Source organism: Pseudomonas sp. LPB0260, assembly GCF_013388395.1.
The window spans coordinates 1,227,960-1,248,494 of record NZ_CP058247.1 but is presented as its reverse complement, the minus strand read 5'-3'; the positions used below and the strand labels follow the sequence as shown (position 1 = coordinate 1,248,494).

21 protein-coding genes are annotated in these 20,535 nt (G+C 64.7%); 4 read left to right on the top strand and 17 right to left on the bottom strand.

Annotation, left to right across the window (positions count from 1 at the left end):
• Positions 1-35 precede the first annotated feature (35 nt).
• The 8 genes from LPB260_RS05415 to LPB260_RS05380 form a co-directional block, all read right to left on the bottom strand.
• Entirely contained in the window at positions 36-821 is a 786-nt protein-coding gene (locus tag LPB260_RS05415) for a DNA-binding domain-containing protein (protein ID WP_208707687.1), read from the bottom strand.
• Positions 812-1,657 (bottom strand): DUF692 domain-containing protein, encoded by an 846-nt coding sequence (locus tag LPB260_RS05410; protein ID WP_208707686.1) that lies wholly within the window; start codon positions 1,655-1,657, stop codon positions 812-814. Before LPB260_RS05410 ends, LPB260_RS05415 begins: the two co-directional genes overlap by 10 nt.
• Positions 1,658-1,714: 57 nt before the next feature.
• Positions 1,715-1,966 carry a hypothetical protein gene (locus tag LPB260_RS05405; RefSeq protein ID WP_208707685.1) on the bottom strand — a complete coding sequence of 84 codons (252 nt, stop codon included), beginning with the start codon at positions 1,964-1,966 and terminating at the stop codon, positions 1,715-1,717.
• A gap of 106 nt (positions 1,967-2,072) precedes the next feature.
• Positions 2,073-3,002: an HD-GYP domain-containing protein gene (locus tag LPB260_RS05400; protein WP_208707684.1), complete on the bottom strand. Its 930-nt coding sequence runs from the start codon at positions 3,000-3,002 to the stop codon at positions 2,073-2,075.
• Positions 3,003-3,104: 102 nt separating this feature from the next.
• Positions 3,105-3,359 carry a hypothetical protein gene (locus LPB260_RS05395; RefSeq protein WP_208707683.1) on the bottom strand — a complete coding sequence of 85 codons (255 nt, stop codon included), beginning with the start codon at positions 3,357-3,359 and terminating at the stop codon, positions 3,105-3,107.
• A 189-nt stretch (positions 3,360-3,548) separates the two neighbouring features.
• Positions 3,549-5,003, bottom strand: coding sequence for an aldehyde dehydrogenase family protein (locus LPB260_RS05390; protein WP_208707682.1), 1,455 nt, complete (start codon positions 5,001-5,003; stop codon positions 3,549-3,551).
• 133 nt (positions 5,004-5,136) lie between these two features.
• Positions 5,137-6,498, bottom strand: coding sequence for an aminotransferase class III-fold pyridoxal phosphate-dependent enzyme (locus tag LPB260_RS05385; protein WP_208707681.1), 1,362 nt, complete (start codon positions 6,496-6,498; stop codon positions 5,137-5,139).
• Positions 6,499-6,545: 47 nt separating this feature from the next.
• Positions 6,546-7,955: an APC family permease gene (locus LPB260_RS05380; protein ID WP_208707680.1), complete on the bottom strand. Its 1,410-nt coding sequence runs from the start codon at positions 7,953-7,955 to the stop codon at positions 6,546-6,548.
• 199 nt (positions 7,956-8,154) lie between these two features.
• Between LPB260_RS05380 and LPB260_RS05375 the strand changes: the two genes are divergently transcribed.
• Positions 8,155-9,048, top strand: coding sequence for a LysR family transcriptional regulator (locus tag LPB260_RS05375; protein WP_208707679.1), 894 nt, complete (start codon positions 8,155-8,157; stop codon positions 9,046-9,048).
• 90 nt (positions 9,049-9,138) lie between these two features.
• Here LPB260_RS05375 and maiA read toward each other — a convergent pair whose 3' ends face one another.
• From maiA to gtdA, 3 genes are all read right to left on the bottom strand, one after another.
• Positions 9,139-9,783 carry a maleylacetoacetate isomerase gene (maiA, locus tag LPB260_RS05370; protein ID WP_208707678.1) on the bottom strand — a complete coding sequence of 215 codons (645 nt, stop codon included), beginning with the start codon at positions 9,781-9,783 and terminating at the stop codon, positions 9,139-9,141.
• Positions 9,784-9,870: 87 nt separating this feature from the next.
• Entirely contained in the window at positions 9,871-10,569 is a 699-nt protein-coding gene (locus LPB260_RS05365) for a fumarylacetoacetate hydrolase family protein (RefSeq protein WP_208707677.1), read from the bottom strand.
• Between the two features lie 15 nt (positions 10,570-10,584).
• Positions 10,585-11,640 carry a gentisate 1,2-dioxygenase gene (gene gtdA / locus LPB260_RS05360; RefSeq protein WP_208707676.1) on the bottom strand — a complete coding sequence of 352 codons (1,056 nt, stop codon included), beginning with the start codon at positions 11,638-11,640 and terminating at the stop codon, positions 10,585-10,587.
• A 174-nt stretch (positions 11,641-11,814) separates the two neighbouring features.
• On the opposite strand from gtdA, the gene LPB260_RS05355 reads away from it, so the two are divergent.
• A complete protein-coding gene (locus tag LPB260_RS05355) occupies positions 11,815-12,753 on the top strand; it encodes a LysR family transcriptional regulator (protein WP_208707675.1) in 939 nt (312 codons plus the stop codon).
• A gap of 148 nt (positions 12,754-12,901) precedes the next feature.
• On the opposite strand, the gene LPB260_RS05350 is transcribed toward LPB260_RS05355, so the two are convergent.
• A complete protein-coding gene (locus LPB260_RS05350; RefSeq protein ID WP_208707674.1) occupies positions 12,902-13,396 on the bottom strand; it encodes a helix-turn-helix domain-containing protein in 495 nt (164 codons plus the stop codon).
• Positions 13,397-13,540: 144 nt separating this feature from the next.
• Here LPB260_RS05350 and LPB260_RS05345 point away from each other — a divergent pair, with 144 nt between their 5' ends.
• Together LPB260_RS05345 and LPB260_RS05340 are read left to right on the top strand one after the other, a co-directional pair.
• Entirely contained in the window at positions 13,541-13,855 is a 315-nt protein-coding gene (locus LPB260_RS05345; protein WP_208707673.1) for a hypothetical protein, read from the top strand.
• A gap of 1 nt (position 13,856) precedes the next feature.
• On the top strand, positions 13,857-15,158 hold the full coding sequence (locus tag LPB260_RS05340; protein ID WP_208707672.1) for a DUF1329 domain-containing protein: 1,302 nt from the start codon (positions 13,857-13,859) through the stop codon (positions 15,156-15,158).
• 221 nt (positions 15,159-15,379) lie between these two features.
• On the opposite strand, the gene glmS is transcribed toward LPB260_RS05340, so the two are convergent.
• From glmS to LPB260_RS05315, 5 genes are all read right to left on the bottom strand, one after another.
• Complete coding sequence (glmS, locus tag LPB260_RS05335; RefSeq protein WP_208707671.1) at positions 15,380-17,230, bottom strand: glutamine--fructose-6-phosphate transaminase (isomerizing); 1,851 nt, start codon at positions 17,228-17,230, stop codon at positions 15,380-15,382.
• A gap of 12 nt (positions 17,231-17,242) precedes the next feature.
• Positions 17,243-18,013, bottom strand: coding sequence for a DeoR/GlpR family DNA-binding transcription regulator (locus LPB260_RS05330; protein ID WP_208707670.1), 771 nt, complete (start codon positions 18,011-18,013; stop codon positions 17,243-17,245).
• A 101-nt stretch (positions 18,014-18,114) separates the two neighbouring features.
• Entirely contained in the window at positions 18,115-18,627 is a 513-nt protein-coding gene (locus LPB260_RS05325; protein ID WP_208707669.1) for a M23 family metallopeptidase, read from the bottom strand.
• 18 nt (positions 18,628-18,645) lie between these two features.
• Complete coding sequence (glmU, locus tag LPB260_RS05320; protein ID WP_208707668.1) at positions 18,646-20,010, bottom strand: bifunctional UDP-N-acetylglucosamine diphosphorylase/glucosamine-1-phosphate N-acetyltransferase GlmU; 1,365 nt, start codon at positions 20,008-20,010, stop codon at positions 18,646-18,648.
• A gap of 85 nt (positions 20,011-20,095) precedes the next feature.
• Entirely contained in the window at positions 20,096-20,524 is a 429-nt protein-coding gene (locus tag LPB260_RS05315) for a F0F1 ATP synthase subunit epsilon (RefSeq protein WP_208707667.1), read from the bottom strand.
• Positions 20,525-20,535: the final 11 nt, after the last annotated feature.

The window sequence follows — 20,535 nt, the reverse complement described above, 5'->3', positions numbered from 1 at the left end:
CTGCTCAGTCAGGCCATCGGTTCCCCATAAGCTGGCTATCGGCCATGCCGCTGCAGCAGCCCGTCCTGCAGCCACTGGCGCAGCCAGCTGGCGGCCTGCAGCGGCGCGTTGTCGCCGAACTCGCCGAGCTGTTCGCAGAGTTCGGCGAAGCTCCAGCCCTCGATCGCCATGCCGCGCAGGGCGGCCTCCTCGGCCGCGCCGAGGCTGCGGTAGTGGCTGATCAGGCCGTGCCGCCAGATCAGGCAGACCTGGGCCAGGGGCAATTCCAGGCTGCCAGGGAATGCGGCCTGCTCCTTGTACGCGCGCCAGATCGCCAGGCTGTTGAAGCGACAGGCCTGCCATTGCACGCCGGGTAGCAGGCGCACCTGCAGGGCGGGCCAGTCCTCGGGCGCCAGGGCGGCCATCTGCTCCAGGGTCAGGGGCTCGCCCGCCGGCGCATCGAAGGCCAGGGTGAAGGCCCACTCCAGGCGCGCCAGTTCGCCGAGCGGCGCGGCCTGCTCTGGCACCAGGTGGCCGTCGATGAATTCGCCTAGGCGCTCGCCCAGCCAGCGCAGGCTGAAGTGCCGGGAGGGATGACGGTCGATGTAAGCCTGGGCCAGGGCGTCGAACTCCTCGTCACCTAGCCAGCCGTGCAGGGCGCCGTAGTCACCGCGCAGGGCTTCGAGCAGCCGCGCCCGATAGGCGTTGTGATAGATCGCCAGGCCTTGCTCGGCGTCCAGCGCCGGACTGCCACGCAGGCTGTCGCGCAAGGCCGGGCTGGGCCTGGGGTCGGCGCCGAGCAGATAGTCCTCGATTTGCCGCTGCCAGTCGTTCAGTCGCATAACGGCGTGACCTCCAGCGCCTCGGCGGCGACGGCGCGGGCCTTGCCCAGTTCGTCGAGCAGTTCCGCCAGCGGTGGGTAGTGGTCGTCGCGCTCGAGCAGGGTCGCGACCGGCCCGAGATGGCGCAGGGTGCGCCGGTACAGCTGCCAGACCGGGTCGGCCACCGGCTGGTCATGGGTGTCGATCAGGTAGCTGCCATAGTCGCTGTGCCCGGCCAGGTGCAGCTGGCGAATGCGCCGCGGTGGCAGGCCGCTGATGAAATCCCAGGGCTCGAAACCAAGGTTGCGCGCGCTGACGTAGACGTTGTTGACGTCGAGCAGCAGCTCGCAGCCGCTCAGCTCGCTCAGCGCGGCGAGGAACTGCCATTCGCTGAACTGATCGTCGGTACTGCGCAGGTAGCTGGAGACGTTCTCCAGCACCAGCGGCCGCTCGATCACGTCCTGCACCTGGCGTACCCGCGCGGCCACGTGCTGCAGGCTCTCCTCGGTGAAGGGCAGCGGCAGCAGGTCATGCAGCTGGTGGGCGCTGCCACGGCTCCAGCACAGGTGGTCGGATATCCAGGCGGGATTGACCCGCTGCGCCAGCTGCTTGAGGCGCTGCAGGTAGTCTCGATCCAGTGGGTGGGGGCCGCCGATCGACAGCGATACGCCGTGCATGACCAGCGGGTAGTGCTCGCCGATGGCGTCCAGGTAGTAGAGCGGCTTGCCACCCTCGACCAGGAAGTTCTCGGTGACGATCTCGAACCAGTCGACCGGCGGACGCTGCTCGACGATCTGCTGGTAATACGGGGTGCGCAGACCCAGGCCGAAGCCCAGGCAGGCTGCATCAGTGGACATGCCGAACTCCTTTGCTGACAGGATCGGGGCGACCCGGCCGGGGCCGCCCTATTCCTTTCACTCGCCGACCGTGCCGCCGGCGTCATTGCACTCGGTCAGGGTCATGCTCTTGAAGCCCTGGCCCTTGCACGCGCCCTGGCCCTTGCAGGCGTTGTTGGCGGTCTTGCAGTCGTTCTGGCCCTTGCAGGCATTGACGCCGTAGCAGTTGACCATGGCCTCCTCGGCCATGACCAGGGTCGGCAGGCTGGCGAACAGGCCGGCGGCGGCGAGCGCCAGGGCGGCGCCGGCGGCAGTGGTCTTGATGGACATGCTGGTAATCCTCTTGTGGTGGGATAGCTCGGTCCGGTACGACGGGATCTGGGCCGACACCTTTTAGAGTCGGCGCGCTCGGCACCGTTACAAGCCCGCGACGGAATTATCGAGACGGCGCGCCGGAGTCCAGGCTCAGCACCTGCCGGGCAGTGGCCTGCACCAGCTCACCGATCAGTTGCTCGTCGGCCACCGGCGCGAGCTCGGCCGGGCCGCCCCGGGCACCGGTCGGCTTTGCCTGCAGTCGCTCATCGGCGCCGTCCTCGAGGCGATACTCGCCGCCGCAGGAACGGCAATAGAGGTGCTCGCCGGCCTGCTGCCCGCGACGCTGCACCAGGGTCGGCCCGCACATGATGCAGGTCTGCAGGGGAATGCCCAGGTCGCTGTGCCCGACGATGTGGTCGAGCGCACCGGCGCGGCCCAACTGGATGAAACGGGCGCCCAATTCGGCGTCGAACTGCCGGCCTAGATTCGCCTCGATGATGCCCAGGGCCTGCTCCACCGGCATGCCGACTCGATAGGGACGGCTGCTGGTCATGGCGTCGAAGGCGTCGCCAATGCCGACGATGCGCGCCATCGGCGGAATCTCGCCGCCCTTGAGACCGAGCGGGTAGCCACGGCCATCCGGGGTTTCGTGGTGCAGGCGTACCGCATCGCTGACCAGCCCGGCCAAGGGATGGCCGTGCAGCATGCGGAAGCCGACCTCCGGGTGGGTCTTGATCACCGCGTACTCCTCCTCGCTGAGTCGCGCGCGCTTGTTCAGGATCGCATCGGGAATCCCGATCTTACCGAGGTCGTGGAGAAAGCCGCCGAGGCTGATCCGCGCGGTCTCGGCCTCGGCCAGGCCGGCCTGGCGCGCCAGCAGCTCGGAAAACCGCGACACCCGCCACAAGTGCCCGCCGGTATAGGGGTCGCGCGCCTCCACCACCCAGGCCATCCCCAGCAGGCTGGCCAGCACTTGAGCCTGGGCCTCGCCATCTGGCCGCGGGCTGCTAGGCTGCCCCATGGCCCGCCCCAGGAAACTCAGCAATCCCATCACAGACTCTCCGCGCGAAACGTTCAGACAGCCTAGTTGCTCATCGGCCTGGCAGCTGTGGTGCGAGGCAAAAGGGCCGGCCGCTCGGCCGGCCCCCATCGCTCACTCGCCTACGCGGCCCCTGGCAAGGTTGCACTCGGCCAGGGTCATGGTCTTGAAGCCCTGCCCCTTGCACGAGCCCTGGCCCTTGCAGGCGTTGCTGGCGGTCTTGCAGTCGTTCTGACCCTTGCAGGCATTGACGCCGTAGCAATGAATCTGCGCCTCTTCGGCCACGGCGACGGTACTGGTCAGGCCGGCGAACAGGGTAGCGGCGGCAAAAGCCAGGGCGGCGCCGGTGGCGGTGGTCTTGGTATTCATGGAGTGATCCTCGAACAGTCTGATTGAGCCGATGACCTTCGATCTGGGCCATCGGTACAGAACTAGAGGACGGTCTGCGGCTGGCGTTACAGGCCGACGATAAAATGCCCGCCCCGGCATGGCTGTCGGCGACGGGCATCTCTTGGCGCACCCGGCGGGCAGCGCTCCATCGTGCCGCCCACCGATGGATCAGGCGGACAGCCCGGGCTTCAGGTTGATGTGCTTGAACTCGGTGAAATGCTCGATCGCCGAGGGGCCGTTGAGGCGACCGAGTCCGGACATCTTGGTGCCGCCTTCCTCGAACTCATCGTGCACGCAGGCCCAGTCGTTGACCCACACGGTACCGACATCCAGCGCCCGGGCCAGGCGCAGCGGCCGGTCGATATCCCGGCTCCAGACGCTGGCGGCTAGGCCGTAGGCGCTGTGGTTGGCCAGGCGAATCGCTTCCTCGTCCGAGTCGAACACCTGCACCGTCATGACCGGGCCGAAGGTCTCGTTGGCCACGATGGCCGCGTCCGGGTCGAACACCTTGAGCAACACCGGGCGGTAGAAGGCGCCCTGGGGGTGAGCGCCCGCCTCCGGGCGGCCGCCCCGGTAGATGACCTGCGCGCCCTGGGCAATGGCCTGCTCGACCAGCCCATCGACCCGCTCGACCGCCGCCTGGCTGATCATCGGCCCCATGTCGCTGCCCGGGTCGCTGGCGGGGCCGACCCGGACCTGGGCCAACCGCGAGGCCAGCAGGTCCAGCACCCGACCCTCGAGGGAGCGGTGCACCAACAGGCGCGAGCCGGTCATGCAGAACTGCCCGGCGAACACCGTGACCGACTTCTCCAGCACCGGCAGCGCGGCCTCCACGTCGGCATCGTCCAGCAGGATGATCGGCGTCTTGCCGCCCAGCTCCAGGCTGAGGCGCTTGAGCGTCTTGCTGCCCGCCTGGGCGATGGCCTGGCCAGTCTGGGTGCTGCCGGTAAAACTGATGGCCGCCACATCGGGAGAATCGACCAGGTGCTTGGCGCCCTCGGCGCCGGACTCGGTGAACAGGTTGATCACCCCGGTCGGCAGCGACGCCACTTCGGCGATCACCCGGGCGATCAGGGCATTGGTCAGCGCCGTTTCCCCCGGCATCTTGGCCGCCACCGTGGCGCCAGCCGCCAGCGCCGGCGCCAGGGAGCGCACCAGCAGCACCACCGGCGAGTTCCACGGCACGATGATGCCGGCCACACCGATCGGCTCGCGCAGCAGAATCGACAACTTGCCCGGCACCGCGTCGAGCGCGCGACCATAGTCGGTTCTGACCAGCGAGGCGTAGTAACGCAGCTTGTTCGGCACCATCGTCACCTCGAAGGTGGCTTCGGCCCGGGTCTTGCCATTCTCCAGACACAGCTGGTCGATCAGGGCATTGGCGTACAGCTCGAAGGCATCGGCGAGGTCGCTGAGGACCCTCGCCCGCAGCTGCCTGTCGTGCTTCCACGCGGGTTCGGCGAAGGCCAGCTTGGCAGCGGCGACCGCCGCCCGGGCCTGCTCCGTGCCGCCGTCGGCATAGACGCCAAGCGGCTCCCCGTTGGCCGGGTTGAAGGACTCCCGGGTGGTGCCAGAGTCCAGCCACTCGCCACCAATCCAGTGCAAGGCTTTGTTCGTGCTCATCGATAACTCCACAGGGTATTCAGGCGAGGGCGCCCGGCGTCTGCCGGGTGCCGTTCGCGGGAGAGTCGGGGAGTGCCTGAATGGTCTCGGCGGCACTCCCGATCGGCCGCATCAGCGGAACAGGGTCCACGCCTCAGTGGCGGTCCAGGGCATCGAAGGCATAGGTGAGCGCCTCGACGATCTTGTCGCACTCCGCGTCGTTGATCACCAGGGGTGGCGAGGCGATCAGCTTCTGTCCGGCCGGACGGATGATCACCCCCGCCTCCATCACCTTGCTCGCCAGTTGCTGGACGAAGCCCTCATCCACCGACTCCTTGGTCTTCTTGTCGCTGACCAGCTCGAGGCAGACCATCAGGCCCATGCCGCGCACGTCGCCCACCGACTTGTAGGTCGTCGCGAAGTGCTTGACCGCCGACAGCATGCGCTCGCCCTGGCGCTTGGCATTGCCCGGCAGGTCTTCCTTCTCGGTGATGTCCAGGCAGGCCAGGGCCGCCGCGCAGGCCACCGGGTGGCCGCCGTAGGTGTAGCCGAGGGTCAGAATGCCGGCATCGGAGGTGCTGTTTTCCCAGGCCGAGGTGACCTTCTCGCTCAGCACGGTGGCGCCCAGGGGGATGTAGCCGCTGGAGATGCCCTTGGCCAGGGTCATGATGTCCGGCTTCACGCCCCAGGCGCGCACCCCGAACATCTCCCCGGCACGGCCGAAACCGGTCACCACTTCGTCGGCGATCAGCAGGATGCCGTACTTGTCGCAGATCGCCCGCACCATCGGCCAGTAGCTGGCCGGCGGGATGATGATGCCGCCAGCGCCCTGGACAGGCTCGGCGATGAAGGCGGCAATGGTCTCCGGGCCCTGGAAGACGATCTCCCGCTCCAGCAGGTCGGCACAGATCGCCGCCAGCTCCTCCGGGTCCTGGGTCCAGGGATTGCGGTACAACCAGGGCGTCGCCACGTGATAGCAGCCCGGCAGCAGCGGCTCGTAGTTGCTGCGGAAGAAGGTATTGCCGTTTACCGAGGCGCCGCCGATGTGGATGCCGTGATAGCCCTGCTTGAGCGAGAGGAACTTGGTGCGTTCGCCCTTGCCCTGCACGCGCCAGTACTGCCGGGCGATCTTCAGGGCATTCTCCACGGCGTCCGAGCCACCGGAGGAGAAAATCACCTTGTCCATGCCCTCCTGGGCGGTCATCTCGATGAGCTTCTTCGACAGCTCGATCGACGGCGGCGTGGTCGTGCCGAGGAAGGAGGCGTAGTACTCGATCTGATCGAGCTGATCGGCAATTGCCTGCTTGATCTCCGGGCGGTTGTGGCCGACGTTCACGCACCACAGGCCGGCCAGTCCGTCGACATAACGCTTGCCGTCGATATCCTCGACATAGCAGCCGTCGCCCTTGGCGATGACGATCGGCCGCCAGTCCTTGTCGCGTCCTGGCTGAGTGTGGGAGTGCCATTGATACTTGGTGTTGTTGTCGCGAATAGATGCTTTATTGAGCGCTTTCATGATTGTTCTCCGGTTCAGCGGTTATCAATGCGTTAATCCGTGCGGTGTTAAACACCGACTTCCTGTTCACCCAGACGCACCCCGGACTTGGCCAACTGGTAGCCCGCCAACCAGCTGAAAGCGATCAACATGGGGAAGGAATACGCGACCCAGGATTCGGATCCGCTCAACAGGTTGAGATTGGCAATGACCAGCACCAGACAGGCGAGCAGACAGAGCGCTGCCAGGCCCGGGGCCAGCAGCCCTCGGCGCATCGAGACCTGGTGCTTGTTTCTCAGGAAGTAACCAATGACCGCGACCATCACCAGCAACTGAACGAACAGCAGGCCGATGGTGGAAATGGTGCTCATCCACGAGTAGAGGATGGCGAAGGGGTCCTGCTGCATCACCGCGAAGCCGCCTACCAGCAAGAGTGCGGTAATGGATTGCAGGGCACCGGCATTGGTCGGAATTTGATGAACCGGGTTCACCTCGGCGAACTTCTTCGGCAACACACCCACTTTGGCCAGGGCGTGGTAATAACGCACCAGGGCGTTGTGGAACGACAACAGCGCGGCAAACAAGCTGGTCACCAACAGCACGCTCATGATCCGCGTGGAGAACTCGCCGACATAGGCGGTATTGATATCGAAGACGAAACTGGCCGGTGCATTCTTGGCCGCGTCCACCACTTCATGCACGCCATATCCGAGTACCAGCGACGCGGTGCTCAGGGTGTAGACCAGGGCAATGACGATGACCGAGATATAGGTGGCCTTCGGTACGTTGACTTCCGGATTCCTGACTTCCTCGGCGTAGATGGCGGTGGCTTCGAAGCCGAGGAAACAGGTCACGGCGAAGATGATGGTGATGCCGAGTCCCGGAGAGAAAATATTGGACAGGGCAACCACCTCGCCAACCACTTCTGCGTGGCCGTCCGCGCTCAGCAGCGCGACCAGGTCGAACAGCAGCAGCGAGGCCACTTCGCCGGCCATCAGGACCAGCAGCAGTTTCGCGTTGAAGTCGATGTTGCGGCTGCCGCACAGGTGCACCAGAAACAGCGCGCCCAGCGAGTACACCCACCAGGGAACCTGCACCCCTAGCGGGCCGGAGAGCATTTCCTCCAACATCAGACCGAACAGGCCGTAGATCGCGCACTGCACCGTGGTATAGGTCACCACCGCGACAAACGCCGCGCCCAGTCCCGAGGCATTGCCCAGACCCAGGGCGACATAGCTGTAGAAGGCGCCGGCACTCTTGACATGCTTGCTCATGGCCATGAAGCCAATGCTGAAGATCAGGTACATGAGACCGACGAAGGCGTAGACCGCCGGCACGCCCAGACCGTTGCCGAAAGAGAAGGCGGCTGGCGATGCACCGACCGTCGCGGCCAGCGGGCCGGCAGCGGCAATGACGAAACACACCAATTGCATGGGGCCGATTGAGTTTCTTCTTAACTCATAGTTCTTGTCGTTCATCTGCTCACCTCATTGTTTTCGTCGCGACATCACGGCGTTCGCCTGCACGTCGGAATGTTGTTTGTCGGGCCGCACTTAGTTGTCTTTCGGTATTTCCGGTAAACCGTGGTGATGTTGTAGGCGCTTTGTTCTACCTTGAATATGCGCATCCTTCTGTCTAAGATGATCTAATTTTTAGATTAAGTGCCGAGTGTCCAACATGAACATTGAAGGCCTCTCCCTCGACCAATTGCGGGTGTTGTTGACCATCGTCGAGGAAGGCAGTTTCGGCGCCGCCGCCAGGCGTTTAAGGCGCGCGCAGTCGGCCGTCAGCTACTCAATATCGACACTTGAGTCGCAACTGGATGTTGAACTTTTTGATCGCAGCGGATATCGGCCGGTACTGACCGCAGCCGGAAAGACACTACTGGGAGAAATAAAAGAAATTATCGCCAGAACTGACCGACTCAAGACTCACGCCCGGGCAATGTCTGCCGGACTGGAGGCGGAAGTTTCAATTGTCAGCGACTTGGTTTATCCGCTCATCCCCCTGAGTTCACTCTTCAATGAGTTCAATCGACAGTTTCCCGAAGTATCGTTGAGAATCTATTCCGATTCGCTCGGCGGAGTTGCCGACCTGGTGCTAAACGGAACCTGCGCCCTCGGTATTCTCGCCACCCTTCCCGAAGTTCCCGCGGGACTTATCGGCCATGCCTTGTCCCCCATCGATACCCAAGTGGTGGCGGCTCCCGATCACCCACTGGCGCAAGTTGACGGGCGCATTTCCACCCACCTGCTCCGTGACCACCCGCAAATCGTCTTGTCCGACCGCAGCAACTTGACCAGCGGCCGCGACTTCAACGTGTTCTCCTCCAACAGCTGGCGGGTGACCGACATCCAGATGAAGCTGCAACTGATCCGCGCCGGTGTGGGCTGGGGCAGTCTGCCGGGACACCTCACCCGCCCACATCTCGACGACGGATCACTCGTCGCCCTGCAACTGGAAGCCCTTCCCGTGGCCGGCGAAACGCTCGCCGCCCATGTGGTGCAGCGCGTCGGCTCGGAACTCGGTCCCGCGACCAGCTGGCTGCTGGAACATATCCGCCGACACTAGCCTGCGTACTTGCCCCGGCCGCGGCAGGATCGCGCTCGGCGGCGCATCAGCCCGGTGGATGACCGACTGGCCGAACGCGCGCCTCGCCGACTAGCCGACGTAGTCGGGTTGATTGGCCGGCGCCGCCGCCTGGAATGCCGGTTGAGCGAGGCAGTGTGCATAGACCGCCAACACTCGCGGGTAGGCCTGCAGGTCACAGCCCATGCGCTGGGCATTGGCCACCTGCGGCACCAGGCAACAATCGGCCAGGGTCGGGGTGTCGCCCAGACAGTAGGGGCCGACCTGGCCCCGGCGCTGCAGCAATTGCTCCACCGCGCCCAGGCCCTCCGCCACCCAGTGCCCGTACCAGGCCTTCTGCTGCTCGGGCGAGCAGTCGAATTCCCGCTTCAGGTAGTTGAGCACCCGCAGGTTGTTGATCGGGTGGATGTCGACGGCGATCAGGCAGGCGATCTCCAGCACGCGAGCCCGCGTGGACGGGTCGAGCGGAATCAGGCGCGGCTGCGGATAGCGGCCATCGAGGTAGTCGATGATCGCCAGCGACTGGGTCAGCTCGGCGCCGTCTTCGCTGATCAACACCGGTACGCCGCCGATCGGGCTTCGCTCACGATGCTCCGGGCTGTACTGCTCGCCGCCGCGCAGATTCACGCCGTGGTAGTCGTAGTCCAATCCCTTGAGTGCCAGCGCGAGGCGCACCCGGTAGGACGTCGAACTGTTAAAGAAACCGTAGAGCTGCATGGCCTGCCTTCCCCATAGTTAGGCCTTCCTGCCGGCTCGATCGTCGGTCGAGCCGGATGGCCTGATACGACTTGGTTGGACGGCGTGTTACACCACGCGCACCTGGATTTCCCCAAGGCCATCCACGCCGCCGACCATCAGGTCGCCGGGGCCGACCGCGCCCACGCCTTCAGGGGTGCCGGTCATGATCAGGTCGCCGGGTTGCAGCTCGAAGAACCGCGACAGGTAGCAGATCGTCTCCGGCACCGACCAGATAAGCTTGGCAATGTCGCTGCGCTGCTTGTCGATGTCGTTGACCTGCAGCCAGATGCCGGCGTCCTTAAGCGGACCGACCTGCGCCGCCGGATACAGTGGCGCGATGGGCGCCGAGGCGTCGAACGCCTTGCCCAGCTCCCAGGGTCGGCCCATTTCCCGCATCTTTATCTGCAGGTCGCGACGGGTCATGTCCAGGCCCACGGCATAACCGAAGATGTGCGCTTCGGCTTGCTCCAGGGAAATGTCGCGCCCCGCCTTGCCGATGGCCACGACCAGTTCGATCTCATAGTGGTAGTTGCTGGTTTCCGTTGGATACGGCAGCTCCAGCGTCTGGCCATGGGTCACGGCGACCACGGCATCGGCGGGCTTGCAGAAGAAGAACGGTGGCTCACGGTCTGGATCGAATCCCATCTCGATGGCATGGGCGGCATAGTTGCGGCCTACGCAATAGACCCGGCGCACCGGAAACTGTTGATCACTGCCGACAACCGGGAGCGTGGTCGGGGCCTGCGGTGGAAATACATAGGTCATGGTCTTCTCCTCCTGTCACTGGGGTTCGCGCAGCTCGCGCAGAATGCCGAGCGCTTCCTGGACCGGGCGGTCGGAGTAGCTGAACAGCACGCAGTCTTCATCCGTCTGGAAGCTCACAGCAGCCCAGCTCGGCACCACGAAGATGTCCTTGTCCTGGAAGTCGAACCGCTCACCGGCGATCCTCACGCTGCCCTTGCCCTCGACGACCGAGAACACGGTGGCATCGGTGCTGCGATAGGTCTGTCCGCGGAAACCGCGCGGCAGGATCTGCATGAAGGTGGCGATGGTCGGCATGGCCCAGCCACCGGTAGTCGGGTTGACATAGCGCAACTTGACGCCGTCCCAGGCATCCACCTCGCCCTGCCTCAACAAGGTGTCGAGGGCCTCACGGGTGCGGACGTAGGGGTAGTTGAAGATTGGCGAAGTGTGGGACCTGCTCTGCTGCCGCACCGGCAGCAGGTTCATGCCGTAGCGGGCCATGCTGTTGCCTTCCTGGCGAGTCAGTGGCTGCACCGCCTGCTCGGCGTCTTCCGTGAAGGTGGCGCCGAAGAAGCGCACCAGCGGAATATCCAGGCCATCGAGCCACACCACCGGCTCGCCGCCCTCGACAACCGCCGGGTTGCCGTGGTCGTGCCAGGTCCAGGACGGGGTGATGATGAAATCACCCGGCTCCATGGTGGTCCGTTCGCCGTCGACCGCGGTATAGGCTCCCCGCCCCTCGACCACGAAGCGCAGGGCCGATTGGCTATGGCGGTGGCTCGGGGCGATCTCGCCCGGCAGGATCAGCTGCAGGCCGCCGTAAAGCGAAGGGGTAAGCGCCGCCTGACCGCGGATCGCCGGGTTCTCCAGCACCAGCACCCGACGAATCGCTTCCTCCGCGGTAATCAACTCGCCGGCCTCCATCAGGAAAGGGCGCAACTCGCGATAGCGCCACAGGGCCGGCACGCAGTGGCCTGCCGGTTGCGCCGGCACCAGGCTGTGGAGCTGCTCCCAGAGCGGAAACAAGGCGTGGGCATCGATACGGCGATAGAAGTCTGGCCGTGCGGCGCCAATGGTCTCGTGGCTGTCCATTCCTCATCCCCTCATGCAAACAAGTTGATCGTCTGCCCGCGCATCGCGCTCGGCTCCAGATGCACCGGCTTGGCGGCAAGCGCAATGCGTTCGATGGGGGATTATTCAACTCGAACACATATCCTAATAATGATATTTTGATATGCATCCATACCATTTACGGTATACGAAGACATGAACTGGACTCGACGCCTGCGGCTGCATCACTTGAACCTGCTGACCGTCCTCAGTGAAACCGGCAGCCTCAGTGAGGCCGCGCGCGTGGCCCACACCACCCAACCCGGGCTGTCGAAGTGGCTCAAGGAACTTGAGGAGGATGTCGGCGCCACGCTGTTCGAGCGCCATGCCCGCGGCCTGAAGCCCACCGCCGAGGGGCAATTGCTGCTCAACCACGCGCGGCGCATCCTCAGCGAGATGGAGCGTGCCCAGCATAATCTGGCGGCCCTGCAGGAGTTTGGCGCGCCCCAGGTCGCTCTCGGCACCTCCCCGGCGGCGGCGCCCAGTCTGGTTCCCGACGCGGTCATGGCCTTCCTTCGCCGCCACCCCAAGGGCCGGGTAGAGCTGCAGGAAAACACCATGAACACCCTGCTGGAGAAGCTCGAGCAGGGCGAACTGGACGTAGTGGTGGGTCGCCTGGACAACTATCAGCCGCGCGCCAACCTGCACAGCGAGATGCTTCAGCGCGAGCCGATGCGCATCGTCGCGCGCCCCGGGCACCTGCTCGCCGAGCGCAAGCAGCTTCAATGGCAGGACCTGCAGGCCCAGGACTGGGTACTCTGGCCAACCGGCACGCCCATCCGCAGCCGCCTCGATGCGGCGCTCAGCAGCGCCGGACTCAAACCCCTGTCCTGCCGCGTCGAGTCAACCTCGCTGATGGCCAACCTGTGGCTGCTGCAAAGCAGTGACATGCTGTCGGCGGTTTCCGGACGGGTGGCAGAGCACTTCACCGGGCGCGGTCTGGTCAAGATCCTCGACTTCGAACTGGACGGCGAGGGCATGCTCGGCATGTGCTGGCGCGATGAGCCGCATCAGGACCCGGCGCTGGATGATCTGCTGGAAAGCCTGCGGGAAGCCGCACACATGCCGGCTACCGGTGTGCCGCCGGCAACCTGAACTCCGGCTGGCGCCGAGAACAGGCGCCGAATGAAGACTGGGAGTGAACCCGCTCCCCGCCGCGGCCAGGGGCGATTATCCAGACACCCGCCGGCTTAGAGGCCGATTCGTCTGGGCGATTGGCAAGCGGCCGCCCGAAGGAGCTCGGCTACTCCATCGCGCGCTTGAGGTGTACCTGGCGAATCCGCTCCCGGGTTTCCGCATTGGCGCCGGGACCTGCGCATACGCCAATCTCCTCCAGGCTGACTTCCTGACCGTCCTGGTCACAGAACTTCACCTGAGTCAGAGGCGACCCCGTCTTCCTGTTGATCAGGACAACGGGCGGCCCTTCGGCGTGGGGATACCAGCGATCCCCCCACTGCAGCATGCTCATGATGATCGTGTTGATTTCCTGACCTTTCTCCGTGAGGAAGTAGTCGACACTGCCGCCGCGGTTTTCCTTCTGCAGCACTTCATGCTCGAGCAGCAGTTTCAACCGCTTGGAGAGGATGCTCTTCGACATGCCCAGGTTGCGCTGAAAGTCATCGAACTTGCTCGCGCCCCACAAGGCCTCCCTGACGATCAGCACATTCCACCAGTCGCCGAGAACATCGAGCGACCGCGCCAGCGAGCAATTTCGCCCTTCAAAGCTCACTCTTTCCATAAACAACCACCTAACACCTTGAAAAATATGGGCCCCTGATCGAGCGCGCAAAATGCCTTGACAGGTTCTATTACAGAACCTAGGCTGGCGCTGGTTCTATTATGGAACCACACGCACAGCATGGCAAATATTGGAGCGATCGACATGAGCAGAATCCGGCCTCTCGGCCTCGTGGCCGCCATCACGGCGTCCCTGGTGGGCTACGCCTCGGCAAGTCAAGAGCAAGTCGAACACGTCTGCCTTACCAATGAAATTGATAAGGAACTGATCAGCAGCAGCATGGCCATTACGGCTGGCGAGTGTCACCTGAGCGCTGCAAACAGCGGCAAGCAACTTGCCCTGCAGCACGCGCAGTTTGCCTACAGCTGGTTTTCCTATGCCCAACAGATATCCACTGGGATCAGCCCGAGCTATCTGAAACTGGCCGCGGCGAAAATTGATGAACTGCAGGTGAAGTAAGATGAAAAATACCATTCTGTTTGCTTTGCTGTTGCTCGGCAGTGGGGCTGCTCATGCGCAGGAACTGACCGCGCTGGGCGCTGAAGTGGCGGCTAACGCCGACGGTTCGATCCCCGCCTGGAGCGGTGGACTCAAAGTGTCCGGCGCCGAACTGTCCGATCCGTTTGCCAACGAGTCCTCGTTGCTGCGCATCACCCCTGAAAACTACCAGGCGCATAAGGGCCATCTGACCGATGGCCAGATCGCCATGTTTCAGCGCTACCCGGACAGCTACTTTATCAATGTCTATCCGACCCACCGTACGGCTGCGCTACCTGAGTCCGTGCTGGAGGCCGCCAGGTACAACGCGCGTCACGCAAAGTTGAGCGCCGACGGCAACGGGGTGGAGGGCTACAAGGGCTACTACCCCTTCCCCGAGCCGAAGAACGGCGTCGAGGCCGTCTGGAACCACTTCATGCGCTACCGGGGGGGCAGCCTGGTCCGCGATCAGTTGCAGGTCATCACCCAGGCCAATGGCAGCTTCAGCGAAGTCAGGATCAAAGAGGAGGGGGCGTGGCCGGAAAAGCTCGATGGCTATGACGAGGTCGATGACAAGAACGTCCTGTTCTTCGCCCGCCAGGCCGTACTCGCCCCGTCGCGCCTTGCCGGCAACATCCTGCTGGTTCATGAAACCGTCAACCAGGTGGAACAGCCGCGCCTGGCCTGGATGTACAACGCCGGTCAGCGCCGGGTGCGGCGCGCGCCGCAGGTTGCCTATGACGGCCCCGGCACCGCGGCGGACGGTCTGCGCACGTCGGATAACGCCGACATGTATATCGGCTCGCCGGATCGCTACGACTGGACGCTGGAAGGGAAAGAGGAAATCTACATTCCCTACAACAACTTCCGCCTGACCGACCAAGCGCTTACGGTCGCCGATGTCGCCGGCAAGGGCCATGTCAACCAGAACCTGACCCGCTACGAGAAGCACCGGGTGTGGAAGGTAGTCGGCAAACTGAAGCCCGGCATGCGCCACATCTACAGCAAGCGCGTGTTCTACCTCGACGAGGACACCTGGCAGATCGCCCTGGCCGAGCAATACGACAACCGCGGCGAGCTGTGGCGATTCTCCGAGGGGTTCCACGTGCAGTTCCATTACGCCGACGTGCCCTGGTATGCCGGGGAGGCGATCTACGACCTGAACAGCGCGCGCTACCTGATCTACGGACTGCTGGTGGATGCCCAGCATCCCATCCAGTTTGGCGTCAGAACGTCCAAGAGTGAGTTCCAACCTGCGGCCCTGCGCCGTATGGGAGTCAAATAAGCCGGCCTCGTCCGCTGATGACGGCGCAACTCATCGGGATGACGTCTGAAACGACCGATGAGTTGCCCATCACCTGGGTTCGACAACCTTCCTGAGCAAACCGAGCGCGTCCCGATGGAATGAAACCGCGGAAGACCGCGCTCGGCCAGTGCTAACGATACCTCCCCTGCTCCAGCCGGCTGGCCGTCCTCGGCGTTCGACAGCCCCTCAGTCGATTCGCCCTATTCCACCGTGACGCTCTTGGCCAGGTTGCGCGGCTGGTCGACATCGGTGCCCTTGAGCACGGCGACGTGGTAGGACAGCAGCTGCAGCGGAATGGTGTAGAGGATCGGCGCCAGCACCTCGTGGATGTGCGGCATGTTCACCACATGGGTGCCCTCGCCATTGCTCATGCCCGCCTGTTCATCGGCGAAGACGATCAGCTCGCCGCCGCGCGCACGCACTTCCTGCAGGTTGGACTTGAGCTTCTCCAGCAGTTCGTCATTCGGCGCCACCGTGACCACCGGCATGTCACTGTCGACCAGCGCCAATGGGCCGTGCTTGAGTTCGCCGGCCGGGTAGGCTTCGGCGTGGATGTAGCTGATCTCCTTGAGCTTGAGCGCCCCCTCCATGGCCACCGGGTACTGCGCACCACGGCCGAGGAACAGGGTGTGGTGCTTCTCGGCGAAGTGTTCGGAAACCTTCTCCACCACCGTGTCCATGGCCAGGGCTTCGCCGAGGCGGGTCGGCAGGCGACGCAGCTCTTCGACCAGCTCGGCCTCCAGCTGCGGATCGAGGGTGCCGCGCACCCGGCCCAGGGCCAGGGTCAGCAGCAGCAGGGCCACCAGCTGGGTGGTGAAGGCCTTGGTCGAGGCCACCCCGATCTCCGGTCCGGCCTGGGTCAGCAGGGTCAGGTCGGACTCGCGCACCAGGGAACTGATGCCGACGTTGCAGATAGCCAGGCTGGCCAGGTAGCCGCCCTGCTCGGGACTCAGGGCCTTGGCGTTGCGCAATGCGGCGAGGGTATCGGCCGTCTCGCCGGACTGGGAGATGCTGACGAACAGGGTGTCGGGCTGCACCACCACCTTGCGGTAGCGGAACTCGCTGGCCACCTCGATCTGGCAGGGCACGCCGGCCAGCGCCTCGAGCCAGTAACGGGCGACCATGCCGGCGTGGTAGCTGGTGCCGCAGGCGACGATCTGCACATTGCGCACCTTGGCGAACAGCTCGGCGGCCTGGGGACCGAAGGCCTGGGTCAGCACATGATCGGCGGCCAGGCGGCCTTCCAGGGTGCGCTGCACCACCTTGGGCTGCTCGTGGATTTCCTTGAGCATGAAGTGGCGGTATTCGCCCTTGTCGGCCGCCTCGGCGCCCTCGTGGTACTGCACGCTCTCGCGCTGCACCGGCTGGCCATCGACCGTCCAGATCTGCACCGAATCGCGGCGGATCTCGGCGATGTCGCCCTCTTCCAGGTACATGAAGCGGTCGGTCACCTGGCGCAGCGCAAGCTGGTCGGAGGCCAGGAAATTCTCACCCAGGCCCAGGCCGATCACCAGGGGGCTGCCACTGCGGGCGGCGAGCAGGCGGTCCGGCTGCTTGGCACTGATGACCGCCAGGCCGTAGGCGCCGTGCAGGTCCTTGACCGCGTCCTTGAGCGCCGCGGTGAGGTCCGGCTGGCTCTTCAGCTTGTGGTCGAGCAGGTGGACGATGACCTCGGTGTCGGTGTCCGAGCTGAACACATAGCCCAGGTCCTTGAGCTGGGCACGCAGCTCCTCGTGATTCTCGATGATACCGTTGTGCACCACCGCCAGCTCGCTGCCGGAGAAGTGCGGGTGGGCATTCTTCTCGCTCGGCGCCCCATGAGTGGCCCAGCGGGTGTGGGCAATGCCCAGGCGACCGGCCAGGGGCTCGGCGGCCAGGGCCTGCTCCAGCTCGCTGACCTTGCCCACCCGGCGGCGGCGCTCGAGCTGGCCCTGAGCGTTGAGCAACGCCACCCCTGCGCTGTCATAGCCACGGTATTCCAGGCGCTTGAGGCCCTCGACCAGCACAGCGGTGATGTTGCGTTCGGCGACGGCGCCTACGATGCCACACATAGTGTTCTCTCCTTAGCCTTCCACGGCTGCGCAGATCAGCTTGATCCCGCGCGCCAACAGTTGTTCACGAGCCTCGGCAGCGAGGCGCTCGTCGGTGATCAGGGTATGGACGCTGCTCCAGGGCAGCTCCAGGTTGGGAATCTTGCGGCCGATCTTGTCGCTCTCGACCATGACGATGACTTCGCGGGCGACCTCGGCCATGACCCGCGAAAGCCCCAACAGTTCGTTGAAGGTAGTGGTGCCCCGTGCCAGGTCGATGCCGTCGGCGCCGATGAACAGCTGGTCGAAATCATAGGAGCGCAGCACCTGCTCGGCGACCTGTCCCTGAAAGGACTCGGAATGGGGGTCCCAGGTTCCACCGGTCATCAGCAGCACCGGCTCATGCTCCAGATCGCGCAGGGCGTTGGCCACGTTGAGCGAGTTGGTCATCACCACCAGACCGGGCTTGTGTCCCAGCTCGGGAATCATCGCCGCGGTGGTGGTGCCACTGTCGATGATGATCCGCGCGTGCTCGCGAATACGCGCCACGCCGGCGCGGGCGATGGCCTGCTTGTAACGGGAGACCGGCTGACCGCCCTCGCCTATGAGCTCCTGGGGCATCGGCACCGCACCGCCGTAGCGGCGCAGCAGCAGGCCGTTCTTCTCCAGGGCGGCGAGGTCCTTGCGGATGGTCACCTCCGAGGTGGCGAAGGCTCTGGCCAGCTCGTCGACACTGACCTCGCCCTGCTCAGCGAGCAGGGCGAGGATGGCGTGGCGACGCTGCGGGGTGTTGCGTTTCGACATGGATAAGTTTCGATTCGAAAGTTAATGGCGCGAATCAAAACCTAACGGAGCTTTTGCGTCAAGCGCGAGATGGGCAAATGGCGGAATCCCGGGCCGGGTCATCACTCGGCGCGTGAAAGGACCTGGTTGGGGTCGAGGTAGAACATCTTCTTCCAACCCTGGGTCGTATCGTCCATTCGCCATGGCAACGGCAGCAGGCTGACCACTGAATAGTGCAGGTGCGCAGGCTTGCCCCGCGCATTGCCGCTGTCGCCGACCCTGCCCAGGTAAGTGCCACCAAGCAGCGGCTGCCCAGGATAGACGTCATAGGCTTGCAGATGGGCATAGTAGTGAATGCGCCACTTCGGCCCGAGGGCGAGGATCACCTTGCCGCCCCGCTCGAGCTCACCACGGTACAGCACCACCCCATAGCTGGCAGAACGTACCACAGTGCCGGGCTTGGCGAAGATATCGATGCCCTTGTGCACGCCGGAGCGGCCCCAGGGTTCGTACCAGAAGGTCTGCGCGTTCCAGTCTCGGGGGCCGGCACCCTCCACCGGAATTTTGGGCCATTCCGGCAGACCAGCCCACAGCAGCGCAGCCGCCACCCCTAGCCAGGCTTTGCGTAACGGCATCCTTGCCTCCTCCGGCACTCAGCCCTTGCGCTTGGTCGGTCGCTTCCAGCCGTCGATATTGCGTTGCTTGGCCCGGCCCACCGCGAGGCTGTCGGCCGGCACGTCGCCGGTGATCACCGAACCGGCGCCGGTGGTGGCACGATCGCCGAGGGAAACCGGGGCCACCAGGGCGCTGTTGGAACCGATGAACACATCCTCGCCCATCAGGGTGCGGAACTTGTTGGCGCCGTCGTAGTTGCAGGTGATGGTGCCGGCGCCGATGTTGCTGCGCGCGCCGATCTCGGCATCGCCCAGATAGCTCAGGTGACCGGCCTTGGCGCCCTCACCCAGCACGGCGTTTTTCAGCTCGACGAAGTTGCCGACATGGGCCTTGGCGCCGAGCACCGCGCCCGGACGCAGGCGGGCGAAGGGGCCGCAGTCGGCGCCCTCGCCAAGCTCCGCACCGTCCAGGTGGCTGTTGGCCTTGACGATCGAGCCCCTGCGCAGAACGCTGTCCTTGATCACGCAGTTCGGGCCGATCTCAACACCGTCCTCGATCACCACCCGGCCTTCTAGAATCACGTTGATGTCGACCAGCACGTCGCGGCCGACCGTGACCTCGCCGCGCAGGTCGAAACGCGCCGGATCGCGCAGGGTCACGCCTTGGGCCATCAGCTGGCGCGCGGCGCGACGCTGGTAGTGGCGCTCCAGTTCGGCCAGCTGGATGCGGTCGTTGGCGCCCTGCACCTCCATCGCGTCCAACGGCTGCTCGGTGGCTACCGGCAGCCCGTCGGCGACCGCCATGGCGATCACGTCGGTCAGGTAGTACTCGCCCTGGGCATTGCTGTTGGACAACCGCCCCAGCCATTCGCCCAGGCGCGCACCGGGGACCGCGAGAATGCCGGTGTTGCCTTCGCAGATCTGCCGCTGCTCGGGCGTGGCGTCCTTGTGCTCGACGATCGCCTGCACCGCACCACTGGTGTCGCGAACGATACGGCCGTAGCCGGTGGGGTCGTTGAGGTCGACGGTGAGCAGGGCCAACTGATCGTCGCCGACCTTCTGCAGCAGACGCTCCAGGGTGGCCTGCTCGATCAGCGGCACGTCGCCGTAGAGGATCAGCACCCGCTCGGCGGACAACGCCGGCAGCGCCTGGGCCACCGCATGGCCGGTGCCGAGTTGTTCGCGCTGCAGGACGAAGTTCAGGTCGTCCGCCGCCAGGCGCTCACGCACCGTCTCGGCGCCATGGCCGATCACCACATGGATACCCTGGGGCGACAGCGCCCGCGCGGTGTCGATGACGTGGCCGAGCATGGACTTGCCGGCGACCGGATGCAGGACTTTCGGCAAGGCGGAGCGCATGCGGGTGCCTTGGCCAGCGGCGAGGATGACGATATCGAGAGACATGGGCGGGGCTGATCCAGGAATGACGGAAAAGAAAAAGGGTAGCCAAGGCTACCCTTTTACTGACTTGCGATGAAGCCTGGCGGAATCAGCTGCCGCCGAACTTCTTGCGCAGCTGCTGGACGGTGCGCAGCTGAGCTGCGGCCTCGGCCAGACGTGCTGCGGCGGAGCCGTAGTCGAACTCGGCACCCTGTTCGTGCAGAGCCTTCTCGGCCGCCTTGACGGCTTCCAGGGCAGAGGCTTCGTCCAGGTCGGCGGCGCGCTGCACGGTGTCGGCGAGAACCTTGACCATGTTCGGCTGCACTTCCAGGAAGCCGCCGGAGATGTAATACACCTCCTCTTCGCCACCCTGCTTTACCACACGGATCGGGCCCGGCTTGAGGTCGGTGATCAGCGGCGCGTGGCCCGGAGCGATACCAAGATCACCCAGGTTGCCGTGCGCAATCACCATCTCCACCAGACCGGAGAAGATTTCCGCTTCTGCGCTGACGATATCGCAATGGACTGTCATAGCCATACGCTTGCCTC